Here is a 13817-nt window from a genome sequence, read left to right on the forward strand (position 1 = left end):
ATGCCGGTGGAAGAGGCCCTGGAGCGACTGCTGGCGTTGGCTGACGCGGCACCTATTACAGCGACCGAGAAGGTGGCCCTGGCCGCTGCCGAAGGTCGGGTGCTGGCCTGCGACCTGGTCGCCGGGCTAGACCTGCCGCCATGGCCGAACAGCGCGATGGACGGCTATGCGCTGCGCCTGGCCGATTGGCAGGGCGAGCCGCTGGCGGTCAGCCAGCGCATCTTTGCCGGGCATGCGCCCCAGCCCCTGCAGTCGGGAACCTGCGCGCGGATCTTCACCGGCGCGCCACTGCCCGAAGGCGCCGACTGTGTCGAGATGCAGGAGAATGCTCAGGTGATGGACGATGGCCGGGTGCATTTCCTCGAGCCGTTGGCCCTTGGCCAGAACGTGCGTCCCAAAGGCCAGGAGACCCGCGTCGGCGAGTTGGTGATCGGCGCCGGCACACGCTTGGGGCCGATCCAGTTGGGGTTGGCGGCAACCCTGGGCTTTGCTGAGCTCGAAGTGGTGCGCCGGCCACGGGTCGCGGTGTTGTCGACCGGGGACGAACTGGTCGAGCCCGGGCTGCCGTTGGGTCCAGGGCAAATCTACAACAGCAACCGCCGCCTGTTGGTCAGCTGGCTGCAACGCCTGGGTTGCGAGGTGGTGGATGCCGGCATCCTGCCGGATGACCTTGCGCGCACCCGGCAATGCCTGGGTGGCCTGGGCGATGTCGACCTGATTCTCTCCACTGGCGGTGTCTCGGTGGGCGAGGCCGACTACCTTGGCCTGGCCCTGCGCGAGGCGGGCGAGCTGGCGCTGTGGAAGCTGGCGATCAAACCGGGCAAGCCACTGACCTTCGGGCATTACCAGGGCGTGCCGGTGATCGGCCTGCCGGGTAACCCGGCCTCGACCCTGGTGACCTTCGGTCTGCTGACCCGTCCCTACCTGCTGCGTCGCCAGGGCGTGGCCAAGGTCGAGCCCCTGCGTTTCAGCGTGCCAGCGGGTTTCGACTGGCCCAAGGCCGGAACCCGCCGCGAGTACCTGCGGGCGCGCATCGAGGACGGCCAGGTGCACATCTACAAGAACCAGAGCTCCGGGGTACTGCGCAGCGCGGCATGGGCCGACGGGGTGGTGGAAGTGCTCGAAGGCACCACGCCGCAACAGGGCGATGTGGTGACGTTCATCCCGTTCAGCGAGTTACTTGGCTAGCACGCCACCCAGGGGGCTGCTGCCCGCCGGGGCTAGCTGGGTCAGGCGCATGTGCACGTTTTCCAGTTGCTGGGCGGCGACGCTCCAGTCGTGACGCTGGCGGGCGAATGCCCGCCCGGCCTCGCCCAGCTGGCCCATGCGCGCGGGCTGGTTGAGCAGTTGGGTGATCAGCAGTGCCAACTGGCCGCTGTCGTCGCTGCCCAGGTAATGCTCGCCATTGTTCACCGCCAGCCCCGACACGCCCTTGCTGGTGGTGATCACTGGCAAGCCTGCGGCCATGGCCTCGAGGATCTTCACTTTGGAGCCACCGGCGTGGCGCAGCGGCGCGAAGAACAGCGCGGCGCGGCGCTGCAGTTCGCGTAGATCGGGGCGATAGCCCACCCATTCGATGCGTGGGTCGTTCCAGTGCAGCTTCCAGCTGGCTGGCAGGGCGTGGCCGGCGATGGCCAGGCGCACCGCCGGGTTGCTTTGCCACACCTGCGGCAGTATCTCTTCCAGTGCCCACTCGATTGCTTCGAGATTGGCGCCGTACTCGAAGTTGCCGACGAACAGCAGGCGTTGACTGTGCGGCGCGGGGCGTACAGCCTCGTAGTGATCACAATCCACGCCGTTGACCACCACGTTTACCGAGCGGCCACTGATCTGGCCGATCAGCTCGGCGTCGTGGGCGCTGACCGCCACCACCTCGCTGGGTTGGCGCAGCACCCGCTGCTCCCAGCGCCGGTAGCGCCAGCGGTCGAAGGCGTTGAGTGGGCGCAACCACAGGGGCAGGCGGTCATGGCAGGCCGCGCCCATGACCGATTCGAGGTAGTGCTCGCTGAGCATGTAGGGCAGGCCGCGGGCCTGCAGGGCCTTCTCGAAGGGCTGGAAACTGTAGCTGTGCTCGATCTGGATCACGTCCCAGGGTTCGTCCAGCAGTTGCTCGAAGCGATGCCGCAGGCAGGGCGCCAAGCCGTTGATGATGGCGCGCATGGGGTAGTCGATGATCGGCGAAGCCAGCAGGTTGAGCGGGCTGTGCAGCGGGCGCCGGGGCAACACGATCAGGCGCTCGACAAGCGGTTCCAGGGCCTCGCGCGCCGCGTCGGCCAACGGCACCTTGGACTGCACCAGCAAGGTGATGCGATGGCCGTGCTGGGCCAGGGCGCGCAGCAGGTGGTATTGCCGGGTCTTGCTGCCGCTGGTGGTCGGCCAGGGCAGGTAGGGCAGGGTCCAGAGTATGCGCATGAGCCCGAATCCTCGCGGTTGGCCGGCTGTCGGCCCTGGATGGCACGACGCGCCCGCTGGCTGTCACCCGAGGGCGGCGGCCGGGGCGCGTCCATAGATATCAGTAAAGCGCACGATGTCGTCTTCGCCCAGGTACTCGCCGCTCTGCACCTCGATCATCACCAGGTCGATGACCCCGGGGTTGGTCAGGCGGTGCGTGCGCCCGGGTTTGATGAAGGTGGACTCGTTGGTGTCGAGCAGGAACTCTTCTTCGCCGTTGGTCACGCAGGCCATGCCGCTGACCACGATCCAGTGCTCGCTGCGGTGGTGATGCATCTGCAGCGACAGCGATTCGCCGGGGCGTACCATGATGCGCTTGATCTTGAACCGCGGGCCTTCCTCGAGCACCGTGTACAGGCCCCAGGGGCGGGTCACGGTGCGATGCAGGCGGTAGGCGTCGTGGCCCTGGCGCTTGAGCTGCTGGGCGATCACCTTGACCTCCTGGCTGCGCGCGGCATCGGCGATCAGCAGGGCGTCGGGGGTGTCGATGACGATCAGGTTGTCCAGCCCCACCGCGCCCACCAGCCGGCGCGGCGAGTCGATGTAGCAATTGCTCACATCATGCAACACGGTTTCGCCGTTGCAGTGATTGCCCTGCTGGTCTGTCGGGCGCAAATCGCGCACCGCCTCCCAACTGCCGATATCGCTCCAGCCGATGTCGCAGGGCACCACGGCTACCTGGGTGGAGGGCTCCATCAGGGCGTAGTCGATGGAAATGTCGGTGACCTGCGCGAAACTGTCGGCGTCGAGCTCGACCTGCAGGCCGCCCGTTCCCGCCTTGACCTGGCTCTGCGCCAGGCACTGGGTCACGCTGTGCAGTATCTCGGGGGCGTGGGTCTGCAGCTCTTCCAGCACGGTGCCCGCGCGCAGGCAGAACATGCCGGCGTTCCACAGGTGGCGAGCCCCGTCCAGGTAAGCCTGGGCGGTATCGGCGTCAGGCTTTTCGACGAAGCGGGCGACCTGATAGCCGTCCTCGCCCAGCGCCGGCCCTTGCTCGATGTAGCCGAAGCCGGTTTCGGCGCGTGTCGGCAGCAGGCCGAAGGTGGTCAGCCAGCCTTGCCTGGCCAGTACCGTGGCCTGTTGGACGGCCGCCTCGAACGCGCCCTGGTCCTGGATCAGGTGGTCGGCGGGCAATATCAGCAACAGGCAGTCGTCGCCATACAGGCGGGCGCAGTGCAGCGCCGCGGCCGCGATGGCGGGGGCGGTGTTGCGGCCGAAGGGTTCGAGGATGAAGTCGAGATCGATGCGCGGGGTGCCGACCTGGCGATACTCGTCCTGGGTGCGGAACACCACTTCGCGGTTGGTCACCGTAAGCACCCGTTCGACGCCGGGGAGGGTGCTGGCGCGGCTGAAGGTCTTTTGCAGCAGGCTCATGCCATCGGGCAAACGCATGAAGGGCTTGGGCATGGCCTCGCGAGAGACCGGCCACAATCGGGTGCCGGCGCCGCCAGCGATGATGCAGGGGATCAGGACGCTCATAGTCACAACCTCGAATCGGGGCGCTGGGATGCAGCGCGCTTGCAAGGAAATCACGACCTGTCAGGTGTCTGGCGGCAGAAAGTCAATAAAATGACTTTTATGAGCGGCATCGTCCGTGAAGGCCAAATATTTGTCGAATGATGCACCCGTGCGGATTTGCTTTCAATGTCTATTGCGTGAAATTGGCTAGTTTGGTGTAGGCCGGGGAGCAATTTGAAAGCCTCGATGGTCGAGATTTCGATAGGACTTTTCCATAACTGTGGAGCGTGACAATGCAGCACTCCAAGGCAATGCTGATCCTGCACGGCAAGCAGGCCAGCAACGATGAGGTCCGCCAGGCGGTCGGGCGGATGCGCGAGCGTGGCTGGTCGTTGGGCGTGCGCCTTACCTGGGAAGCCGGCGATGCCCAGCGCCTGGTCGACGAGGCGCTGGCGGCCGGCTGCACGCATATAGTGGCCGGCGGTGGGGATGGCACCTTGCGCGATGTGGCCGAGGCCATGGGGTTGGCGAAGACAGCAGCTAGCCTGGCGCTGTTGCCATTGGGCACGGCCAACGACTTTGCCAGGGCGGCAGGCGTCCCGCTTGAGCCGCAGGCGGCTCTGGACCTGCTGGCATCGCCGACGCATGGCATCGACCTTGGACGGGTAGGTGACCAGTTGTTCCTCAACATGGCCACGGGCGGTTTTGGCAGCCAGGTCACCGCCAACACCTCGGAGGACTTGAAAAAGGTGTTGGGTGCCGCCGCCTACCTGTTTACCGGCCTGTCGCGCTTCAGCGAATTGCAGGCCGCGTCAGTGACGCTGCACGGCCCGGACTTCCAGTGGCAAGGCGAGTTGCTGGCCTTGGGTATAGGCAACGGTCGTCAGGCCGGAGGCGGGCATGTGCTGTGCCCGCAGGCCAAGGCCGATGATGGCCTGCTGGATATCGGCATCCTGCCGGCTCCGCAGGAGATGGTCGGGGCGCTGCGCGACCTGCTGGCCGGCGACGACCTGTTCGTGCGCGCCAGGCTACCTTGGGTGGAGATCAAGAGCGCCCAGGGCCTGGATATCAATCTCGATGGCGAGCCGCTGCAGGCCGACAGCATGCGCTTCGAGGCTCTGCCCCAGGCCTTGCGCGTGCACCTGCCAGCGGATTCGCCGTTGCTCAGTCGTCCAGGCTGATGATCTTTTCGCGCACGGCGAACAGCACCAGGCCCGCCACGTCATAGATCTGCAGGCGCTTCATGATCTGCGAGCGGTGGGTCTCCACGGTCTTGATCGACAGGCCCAGGCCGGCGGCGATCTCCCGGGTCGATTTGCCGCGCACGATCAGGCGCAGGATCTCCAGTTGACGCGCCGTCAGGTTGTGCCTGTCGTCGTTGGGTTGCTTGCCGCTCTGCGCGCGCAGCAATGCCTGGTTGATCACGGTATGGGCGATGGCCGGGCTCAGGTAGCGCTCGTCGCCGCGCAGCGCGGTGAGGGCCTGCTCCAGCTCGGTGGCGGTGGTGTCCTTGAGCAGGTAGCCATGGGCGCCGCTTTCCAGGGCGCGCATGATCAGGTCTGGGTCGGTGTGCATCGACAGGATCAGCACCTTGCACTGGCAACCGTTTGCGCGCAGTTGCGTCAGGGCGTCCAGGCCGCTGGTGGTGCGCATGGAAATATCCAACAGGACGATGTCCGGGTTCAGGCGCAGGACATGCTCGAGCAACTGGCTGCCATCATCGGCCTCGCCGATCACGGTGTAGCCCGGTATGTCCGAGACCAGCGCCCGTACGCCTGCGCGGATCAGGGAGTGGTCGTCCACCAGCAGTAATCTACAGGTCATCGGGGGCGGGAGTCCTGGCGCGTTCCTGGCTGCGGGGAGGCCAGGGGAAAAGTGCATCGATACGGGTGCCCTGGCCGGGCTGGCTGGTGATGCTCAGGTTGCCCTGCAGGGCTGTCGCCCGCTCCTGCATGCCGGCCATGCCGCGCTGGCCGGCATCGGCCGGGGCGGGATCGGGCACGAAACCGTCGCCATCGTCCTGGATCGACAGGGCAAGGCCTGCGGGGGTGCGTTGCAGGCGCACCAGCAGGTTGCGCGCGCTGGCATGGCGCAGCATGTTGGTCACGGCTTCCTGGGTGATGCGGAAGGCGGCCATGGCCACCTCGTCGCTGATGCCGCCCAGGCGCTGCTGGCACTCCAGGCTCCAGTGCACATCGCTGTTTTCCAGGGTTCGCAGCAGGTGGGCGCGAAGGCTCGCTTCCAGGCCCAGGCTAGCCAGTTGGCGCGGATTGAGGATGGCCGAGACGTCGCGCACGTTGCCCAGGGTCTGGTCCAGCGTGCTGCGCAAGGTGCCGCAGTGGGCTTGCAGCTCGGGCGGGACCCGTCGTTGCAGCCAGTCGACCTGGAGTTTGGCGGCGGTCAGCAATTGGCCGATGTCGTCGTGCAGTTCACGGCTCAGGCGCTGGCGCTCACTCTCCTGGACCTGCAGCATGCGGGTGGCCAGCTCCGCCGGGCGCAGGCTGATCGAGCGCGCCCAATGCCGCAGGTGCCAGCCCGCTCCGAGCATGGCCAGCAGTTGCAGCAGCAACAGGCTGGCCGTAAGCGGCTGGGTGTACAGGTAGCACAGCAGGTTCGCCACCAGCGATGCGACGCACAGCAACACCGTCGTCCAGCGCAGCAGGGCAACTCTGGAGCGGCAACGCTGGAGAAACTTCAAGCGTGGGAGCATAGATAGGGAAGCCACTGAATTATTGCCGATGAAAGCATTGCACATGCCCAGTCCGGGTTATTGGCGTCCCGTTATGCATAAAGCGAAGGGGTTTCGGCCAATCGCCCACGCTGCACGCTGCGCATGTTCGAAGGCGCGCATATTATCACTTTGAATGAGTTTGTCGCGCGGGGATAACGGCTTGAAACCTAGGAATTTCCGGGCTTTGGCGGGATGGGCGGGTAGCTGCTCGACTAGCAGAGTGCCATTATTAAATGATGTTTCCAAATTGCCTGAACCAACTAAGCACGATCTGAGCAAAAACATTTGGCAAAACTTGATCAACTTGGCAAGTTGCGCTGACCTAGTTGCCGTATGTCAACACGTTTAGTGTGGGCGTCCAGGTGTGCTGTGGGCACGGGGCGCCTGCGCGTCGCCGGGGTGAGGGTGGGCACAAAGGCTGCCCGTGGCATGGCACGGCGCGCACATTTGTCCGCTCGGTTGGCCAAGCAGGCTGGCCAGTTCGCCCAGCAATTGCTGCTGCTCCTCGGTGTCCATGTCCAGGCGGCCGCTGTGGGTGTCGACCAGTTCCAGTTGCCAGGCCAGCAAGGTCAGGCAGGCAGTCACCGCCGGCAGGGCCTCGCCGTGCAGGTGGCGCTGGCCACAGGCAGGTGCCAGCAATTGTTGCAGGGTGCGTGTGTAGTGGGCCACTTCGACAAGGCCGAGCGCGTCAGCCCGTTGCGCCAGGGTATCGAGGGTCTCGTTGAGGCAGTGGCAGGCGTCGGCGTCGTTGTCGATCAGTTCCAGGTGCTGCAGGCACTCTTGGGACCTGGCCAACAGGACCTGCGCATCTTGCAGGAAGTCCTGCACGGCGCCGTTGTGCAGTGGCGTGCTATCCATCATGGCTCCCCGGCGTCAGGGACTGGCCACACCAAGATGATTGCTAGCAAAAGCCTGACTCCGTTCATGCATTGAGAATGGCGTCACATTAATGGCTAATGGATATCGCGAACATCAGGTTGCACCCGATTGCCACTAGGGGTTTCCCTGATGGAGATTTCAGTGGGCTGTTCGTGGGGGCAAAAGGGGGGGGAGGGCGTGGCAGCAGTAAAGCATGATGGTAAAGTGATATCAATCACCCTGCATGGCTTTTTCCATCAGGGGTCAAGCTAGGCGAGCATCCGCCGATACAGGGCTGATGCAATCACTTTTTCGACTCAAGCCTGGGGGCTGTCCAATGGCTGGCATTCTCGACACGGTAGACCAACGTACGCAGCTGGTGGGTGAGAACCGCCTGGAAATCCTCATGTTCCGCCTGGCCGGCCGCCAGCTGTTCGCCATCAACGTGTTCAAGGTTCAGGAGGTGCTGCAACTGCCCAAGCTGACCTTGATGCCGCAACGCCACGCGTTCGTCTGTGGGGTGGTCAACCTGCGCGGGCAGACCTTGCCGGTGATCGACCTGTCCCAAGCGATCGGCATGCGCCCGCTGCAACCAGGGCCGGACAGCACCATCATCGTCACCGAGTACAACCGCTCGGTGCAGGCCTTCCTGGTGGGCGGCGTCGACCGCATCGTCAACATGAACTGGGAAGCCATCATGCCGCCGCCGACCAGCGCCGGCCGTCAACACTACCTCACGGCGATTACCAAGGTCGACGAGAAGCTGGTGGAGATCATCGATGTGGAGAAGGTCCTGGCCGAGATCGTGCCCTACAGCGCCAAGGTCTCCCGCGACAAGCTCGAGGATCCGCTGCTGGCCCGTGCCCGTGGCCGCGAAGTCTTGCTGGTGGACGACTCCAGCGTGGCCCTGGCGCAGTTGCGCGAGACCCTGTCGCAACTGGGCGTGAAGCTGCACACGGCCAGCGACGGCCTCAAGGCGCTGCGCCTGCTCAAGGGTTGGGCCGATGCCGGCGAGGATGTCTGCGAAAAACTGCTGATGGTCTTCACCGATGCGGAAATGCCCGAGATGGACGGTTACCGATTGACCACCGAGATTCGCAACGATCCGCGCCTGCGCGGCTTGTACGTGGTGCTGCACACCTCGCTGTCGGGCAGTTTCAACGAATCGATGGTGAAGAAGGTTGGTTGCGACAACTTCCTCTCCAAGTTCCAGCCGGATCGCCTGGTGGACGTGGTGCGCCAGCGCTTGGGCCTGGATCACGCCGCGGTGTAATCGCAGCCCGCCTGCGTATAAGCTTGGCGTTTCGACTGGCGCAAGGCGGGCAAGGATGATTCTGAGTGCGTTGTATCGTTATCCGGTGAAGTCGGCACAGGCCCAGAGCCTGTTGGCATCTCCCGTGGGCAACCTGGGGTTGCAGGGAGATCGGCGCTGGCTGGTGGTGGAGGCGGAGAATGGCCGTTTTCTCACGCAGCGGGCCTGGCCGCAGCTCGGGCAGATCAGTGCCGATTATGCTGCCCAGGGTCAGTTGCTGCTGGCTGCGCCGGGGTGGCCAGTGCTGGAAGTGCCGGTGCCGGGCGCCGATGATGAGCTGCGGGGCGTCACCATCTGGCGTGACACCTTGCGCGTGCCTGATGCCGGCGATGCCGCTGCGGCCTGGCTCAGTGAGCTGCTGGGTAAATCGGTCAGGCTGGTGTACTGCCCCGAACAGCGCGCCCGTTACCTGCCCAGCGGCTACGGCTTGAACAGTGACCGGGCGGCCTTCCCAGATGGTTTTCCGCTGCTGCTGATTGGCCAGGCCTCGCTGGATGAGCTGAGCCGCCGGGTGGGGCGCTCCATGGAGATGTTGCGTTTTCGCCCGAACCTGGTGGTCGAAGGCGCCGAGCCTTTCGCTGAAGACGGTTGGAAACGCATCCGCATCGGCGCCATGACCTTCCGTGTGCTCAAGCCCAGTGTGCGCTGCATTCTCACCACTCTCGACCCCGCCACTGGCGAACGCAGCCCGGACCGGGAGCCGCTGACGACCCTTAAGACATTCCGCGAACGGGAAGGGGATGTGCTGTTTGGCCAGAACCTGGCGGTGGATGGCGAGGGCGAACTGAAGGTGGGGATGGCGGTTGAAGTGCTGGAGTAGTTCGCCGGACAGCCTCAAGCCGTGCAAGGTGTCGATGTTCGCGAGTAAACCCGCTCCCACAGGCGTTGCGCCATGCGCCGTTGTTGTGGGGGCGGGTGTACCCGGTAATGCAGATACTTACATGTCGTCGAAATAACGCTCGTGCCAATCCACCAGCGGCTGCGGTGAATTGAGCTTCTGCCCGTAGATGACCGAATACGACAGCACGTTCTGCACGTACTGGCGGGTCTCATCGAACGGGATCGATTCCACCCACACATCGAAGCTCAGGTGCTTGGCGCCCTTGAGCCACTGGCGCACGCGGCCGGGGCCGGCGTTGTAGGCCGCCGAGGCCAGCACGCGGTTGCCGTTGAACTGGCTGTGCACCTGGCTCAGGTAGGCGGCGCCAAGCTGGATGTTCTTGTCTGGGTTGAGCACCTGGGCCGGCGAGGCTAGCGGAATGCTGAACTTGCGCGCGGTCTCCTTGGCCGTGCCCGGCATCAATTGCATCAGGCCGCTGGCGCCGACGCTGGAGCGGGCGTCCTCCATGAACGCGCTCTCCTGGCGGGTAATGGCGAATACCCAGCTCGAATGCAGGCCACGGACCTTGGCCTCGCGCACCAGGGTGTCGCGGTGGGCCATGGGGAAGCGAATATCCAGGTCGTCCCAGTACTGGGCCTGGCTGATGGTGCGGATGGCCGGGAAGTACCAGCGCATGTCATAGGCCAGGCGTGCCTGGGCGACCATTTCGTCACGGTTGAAGTGGCGGCTGACGTGGTACCACTCGCGGCGGCCCTCGACGATCTGGCCGCGGGCGTGGAACTCCAGGGCGCGACGCACGCCCGGGGTGTTGCGCACCTTGTTGATCACCGCCTGGCTCAGTGCCAGTGGCTTGTTGTTCAGATGGTAAGGGGTCTGCGCCCGGTCGGCGGCGAGGAAACCGTAGAAGTCGCGCTCGCGGGCAACGGTCTTGTACAGCAGCGGGATTTGCGGATTGTTCGGCTGCGCCAGCTCAAGGCTGCGCGCCTGCCAGTATTTCCAGCGGTTGCTGCTGGCCAGGTCCTGGGGCAGGCGTTTGGTCAGCTCATAGGCATCTTCCCAGCGGCCCAGGCGCAGCAGCAGGCGCAGGCGCCATTCGCTGACGGTGTTGTCGCGTAGTTCGGGGTCGTAGCGGGTCATCAGGTCGAGGGCGCGCGGGTCGTAGCGGCGCGCCAGGGTCAGGCCGATTTCGCGGGCGATGGCGACTTTCTCGTCGCGGGAGAAGTGCATGCGCTGGGCGTAGTCGTCGAGCAGCGCCATGGCCTGCTCGGGATCCTGGCGGGCCAGGCGGCGCAGGCCGAGGCTGACAACGTCCGACATGGCTTCGTTGACCGGAGTGAAGCGCGAAGGCTGGTTGAGCAGTTCGGGCTTTTGCGCCACGTCGATCAGCAACTTGCCCTGGGGGGCGAGGGTGGTGAGGGTCTTCACCAGGCTGGTGGCCAGGCCATAGTTGCGGGCCTGGGCCGCCAGCTTGGCGCGCTGCCAGCGCTTGGCCTCGGTCAGTTGGCCTTCGGCGGCCCACAGGGCAAACAGGGTGTCGCAGGCGGTGGGTTGCGACTTGCCGACGTTCCACAGTTTTTCGGCGCTGGCGAAGCCTTCGGCGCGCTGGCCGTGGCTGAGCTGGTACTGGCCGTTGAGGCAGTCCAGTTCGGTGAAGTTCAGCTTGGGGTCATAGTATTTATTGAAGGTGTTCCACTCGCCGCGTTCGGCCAGCCAGCGCAACCAGCGCAGTTTCATCCAGTTGGCCTGGGGCAGGTCGCCATGGGCGGCGAGGAAACCTTCGATTTCCTCGTTGCTGGCGGTCTTCAGGCGCGCGGTCAACTCGTCGTAGGCCAGGTATGGCGTGAGCGGGTAGTCGCGCAGGGCCTGGGCGTAGCGCAGGTACGGGCCTTTGTCGCCCTTGGCCAGGGCGCGCTTGGCTTCATCGTAGTACTGGCGTTGTTGGCTGAGGTCGACAGCCTGTGCGGCACTCGCGGCAGTGGCGGTGAGCAGCAGGGCGGAAGCAAGTTGTAACAGGCGGCTGCGCATGATACGTCCGGGCAGTTGAACCAGTGAGAGTGACGGCGGAGCCAGCACTGTTGGGTATTACTGCCTAGCTTAGCCGTTTGCCGGGGAGCGGCGAAAGCACTGTGCTTGTATCGAGTTGTTATCCGACGCAGGGCAGCGGGGCACGCGTCGCTGATGCCGTGGCGGGGCAAGTCAGGTAGAATGCGCGCCCGGTTTTTGGAGATGATCATGACCCTGCTCAAATTAAGCGATGTGTCCCTCGCGTTCGGCGCCATGCCGCTGCTGGACAAGGTTTCCTGGCAGATCGCCCGAGGTGAGCGGGTGTGCATCATCGGCCGCAACGGCACGGGCAAGTCGAGCATGCTGCGCTTGGTCAAGGGTGAGCAGAAGCCCGATGACGGCGATATCTGGCGTGCGCCAGGCCTGAAGATCGGCGAGCTGCCGCAGGAGTTGCCGGTGGCCGACGAGCGCAGCGTGTTCGACGTGGTCGCCGCAGGCCTGGATGGCGTCGGCGAGCTGCTGGCGCAGTACCATCACCTGAGCCAGAACATTCACGGCGACGAGGATCTGGACAAGCTCATGCATGTCCAGCACGAGCTGGAGGCCCGCGACGGCTGGCGTCTGCAGCAGGTGGTGGAAAGCACCCTGAGCCGCCTGCAACTGCCAGCCGACAAGACCCTCGCCGAGCTTTCCGGTGGCTGGCGCCGCCGTGTGCTGCTGGCCCAGGCGCTGGTGTCCGAGCCCGACCTGCTGCTGCTCGACGAGCCGACCAACCACCTGGACATCGGTGCCATCGCCTGGCTCGAAGAGGCCCTGAGCGGTTTCAATGGCGCCGTGCTGTTCATCACCCACGACCGTTCCTTCCTGCAGAACCTGGCCACGCGCATCCTCGAACTGGACCGTGGCGGGCTGATCGACTGGAACGGCGACTACGCCAGCTTCCTGGTGCACAAGGAGGCCGAGCTTGCCGCCGAGGCCACTGCCAACGCGCTGTTCGACAAGCGCCTGGCCCAGGAAGAGGTATGGATTCGCCAGGGCATCAAGGCCCGGCGTACCCGCAACGAAGGTCGCGTGCGCGCGCTCAAGGCGCTGCGCGTCGAGCGTAGCGAGCGCCGTGACCGCCAGGGCAAGGCCAACATCCAGATCGAAGTGGCGGACAAGTCCGGCAAGCAGGTGATGCTGCTCGAGGACGTCAGCTTCGCCCATGCCGGCGGGCCGAAACTGGTCAAGGACTTCTCCATGGTGTTGCAGCGCCAGGACCGCATCGGCCTGCTCGGCGCCAACGGTACCGGCAAGACCACCTTGCTCAAGCTGATGCTCGGCGATCTGGAGCCGACCAGCGGCAAGGTCGAGCGTGGTACCAAGCTGGAAGTGGCGTATTTCGACCAGATGCGTCACCAGCTCGACCTGGAAAAGACGGTCATCGACAACCTGGCCGAAGGCCGCGACTTCATCGAGATCGATGGCCAGAACCGCCACGTGCTCAGCTACCTCGGCGACTTCCTGTTCAGCCCGCAGCGTGCGCGTACCCCGGTCAAGGCCTTGTCGGGCGGCGAGCGCGCGCGCCTGCTGCTGGCCAAGCTGTTCAGCAAACCGGCCAACCTGCTGGTGCTGGACGAACCGACCAACGACCTGGATGTGGAAACCCTCGAGCTGCTCGAAGAGGTGCTGTCCAACTACAAGGGTACAGTGCTGATGGTCAGCCACGACCGGGCCTTCCTCGATAACGTGGTCACCAGCACCCTGGTGTTCGAGGGTGAAGGGCGGGTGCGCGAGTATGTCGGTGGTTACGAGGACTGGATCCGTCAGGGCGGCTCGCCGAAGTTGCTGGGTGTGACCGAGAGCAAGGGCGGCAAGTCCGAGCTCAACAGCGCGGTGGTCGAGCCGGTGGCTGAGGTGGTTGCGCCCGCAGCGGCTGCCGCGGCGCCCGACGCGTCGAAGAAGAAGCTCAGCTACAAGTTGCAGCGTGAGCTGGAAGCCTTGCCGGGGCAGATTGATGCGTTGGAGCGGCAAATGGCCGAGGTGCAGGAAGAGGTCAATGCCTCGAGCTTCTACCAGCGCCCCATCGCTGAAACCTCGGCGGTGTTGGCCCGGCTTGAGAAGCTGCAGGGTGAACTGGATGTGCTGGTGGAGCGTTGGGCTGAGCTGGAAGGTTAATTGCC

Annotated in this window: 11 protein-coding genes; 5 read left to right on the forward strand and 6 right to left on the reverse strand. The window is 64.9% G+C overall.

All coding sequences use genetic code 11. The annotated features are described in order from the left end of the window. Positions 1-1188, forward strand: a complete 1188-nt coding sequence (locus HU772_RS08205; protein WP_186659960.1) for a molybdopterin molybdotransferase MoeA — start codon at positions 1-3, stop codon at positions 1186-1188. On the opposite strand, the gene HU772_RS08210 is transcribed toward HU772_RS08205, so the two are convergent. Together HU772_RS08210 and HU772_RS08215 are read right to left on the reverse strand one after the other, a co-directional pair. Then, positions 1177-2412, reverse strand: a complete 1236-nt coding sequence (locus HU772_RS08210; RefSeq protein ID WP_186659788.1) for a glycosyltransferase family 4 protein — start codon at positions 2410-2412, stop codon at positions 1177-1179. The genes HU772_RS08205 and HU772_RS08210 overlap by 12 nt on opposite strands. Before the next feature lie 63 nt (positions 2413-2475). Beyond that, positions 2476-3930, reverse strand: a complete 1455-nt coding sequence (locus HU772_RS08215; RefSeq protein WP_186659789.1) for a mannose-1-phosphate guanylyltransferase/mannose-6-phosphate isomerase — start codon at positions 3928-3930, stop codon at positions 2476-2478. Positions 3931-4202: 272 nt separating this feature from the next. Between HU772_RS08215 and yegS the strand changes: the two genes are divergently transcribed. Next, the gene (gene yegS / locus HU772_RS08220) at positions 4203-5090 is read left to right on the forward strand and encodes a lipid kinase YegS (protein WP_186659790.1); all 888 of its coding nucleotides are present in this window, start codon (positions 4203-4205) and stop codon (positions 5088-5090) included. Here the strand turns inward: yegS and HU772_RS08225 are convergent. The 3 genes from HU772_RS08225 to HU772_RS08235 form a co-directional block, all read right to left on the reverse strand. Further along, positions 5074-5733 (reverse strand): response regulator, encoded by a 660-nt coding sequence (locus HU772_RS08225; protein WP_186659791.1) that lies wholly within the window; start codon positions 5731-5733, stop codon positions 5074-5076. The two genes, yegS and HU772_RS08225, sit on opposite strands and share 17 nt — an antisense overlap. Further along, complete coding sequence (locus HU772_RS08230; RefSeq protein WP_186659793.1) at positions 5723-6619, reverse strand: sensor histidine kinase; 897 nt, start codon at positions 6617-6619, stop codon at positions 5723-5725. The genes HU772_RS08225 and HU772_RS08230 overlap by 11 nt, the downstream gene beginning before the upstream one ends. Before the next feature lie 366 nt (positions 6620-6985). After that, positions 6986-7498, reverse strand: coding sequence for a histidine kinase (locus tag HU772_RS08235; RefSeq protein WP_186659795.1), 513 nt, complete (start codon positions 7496-7498; stop codon positions 6986-6988). 337 nt (positions 7499-7835) lie between these two features. Between HU772_RS08235 and HU772_RS08240 the strand changes: the two genes are divergently transcribed. Both HU772_RS08240 and HU772_RS08245 read left to right on the forward strand, forming a co-directional pair. Further along, complete coding sequence (locus HU772_RS08240; protein ID WP_186659797.1) at positions 7836-8771, forward strand: chemotaxis protein CheV; 936 nt, start codon at positions 7836-7838, stop codon at positions 8769-8771. A 55-nt stretch (positions 8772-8826) separates the two neighbouring features. Continuing rightward, positions 8827-9630, forward strand: a complete 804-nt coding sequence (locus HU772_RS08245) for an MOSC domain-containing protein (RefSeq protein ID WP_186659799.1) — start codon at positions 8827-8829, stop codon at positions 9628-9630. 117 nt (positions 9631-9747) lie between these two features. On the opposite strand, the gene HU772_RS08250 is transcribed toward HU772_RS08245, so the two are convergent. After that, the gene (locus tag HU772_RS08250) at positions 9748-11676 is read right to left on the reverse strand and encodes a transglycosylase SLT domain-containing protein (RefSeq protein ID WP_186659801.1); all 1929 of its coding nucleotides are present in this window, start codon (positions 11674-11676) and stop codon (positions 9748-9750) included. Between the two features lie 207 nt (positions 11677-11883). Between HU772_RS08250 and HU772_RS08255 the strand changes: the two genes are divergently transcribed. Then, on the forward strand, positions 11884-13812 hold the full coding sequence (locus HU772_RS08255) for an ATP-binding cassette domain-containing protein (protein WP_186659803.1): 1929 nt from the start codon (positions 11884-11886) through the stop codon (positions 13810-13812). Positions 13813-13817: the final 5 nt, after the last annotated feature.

Source organism: Pseudomonas xantholysinigenes (assembly GCF_014268885.2).
Taxonomy (GTDB): domain Bacteria; phylum Pseudomonadota; class Gammaproteobacteria; order Pseudomonadales; family Pseudomonadaceae; genus Aquipseudomonas; species Aquipseudomonas xantholysinigenes.

Bases quoted from the DNA above. Each gene is read 5' to 3' on its own strand.
- HU772_RS08205 (WP_186659960.1), top strand. From the start codon at position 1: ATGCCGGTGGAAGAGGCCCTGGAGCGACTGCTGGCGTTGGCTGACGCG.
- HU772_RS08210 (WP_186659788.1), bottom strand. From the start codon at position 2,412: ATGCGCATACTCTGGACCCTGCCCTACCTGCCCTGGCCGACCACCAGC.
- HU772_RS08215 (WP_186659789.1), bottom strand. From the start codon at position 3,930: ATGAGCGTCCTGATCCCCTGCATCATCGCTGGCGGCGCCGGCACCCGA.
- yegS (WP_186659790.1), top strand. From the start codon at position 4,203: ATGCAGCACTCCAAGGCAATGCTGATCCTGCACGGCAAGCAGGCCAGC.
- HU772_RS08225 (WP_186659791.1), bottom strand. From the start codon at position 5,733: ATGACCTGTAGATTACTGCTGGTGGACGACCACTCCCTGATCCGCGCA.
- HU772_RS08230 (WP_186659793.1), bottom strand. From the start codon at position 6,619: ATGCTCCCACGCTTGAAGTTTCTCCAGCGTTGCCGCTCCAGAGTTGCC.
- HU772_RS08235 (WP_186659795.1), bottom strand. From the start codon at position 7,498: ATGGATAGCACGCCACTGCACAACGGCGCCGTGCAGGACTTCCTGCAA.
- HU772_RS08240 (WP_186659797.1), top strand. From the start codon at position 7,836: ATGGCTGGCATTCTCGACACGGTAGACCAACGTACGCAGCTGGTGGGT.
- HU772_RS08245 (WP_186659799.1), top strand. From the start codon at position 8,827: ATGATTCTGAGTGCGTTGTATCGTTATCCGGTGAAGTCGGCACAGGCC.
- HU772_RS08250 (WP_186659801.1), bottom strand. From the start codon at position 11,676: ATGCGCAGCCGCCTGTTACAACTTGCTTCCGCCCTGCTGCTCACCGCC.
- HU772_RS08255 (WP_186659803.1), top strand. From the start codon at position 11,884: ATGACCCTGCTCAAATTAAGCGATGTGTCCCTCGCGTTCGGCGCCATG.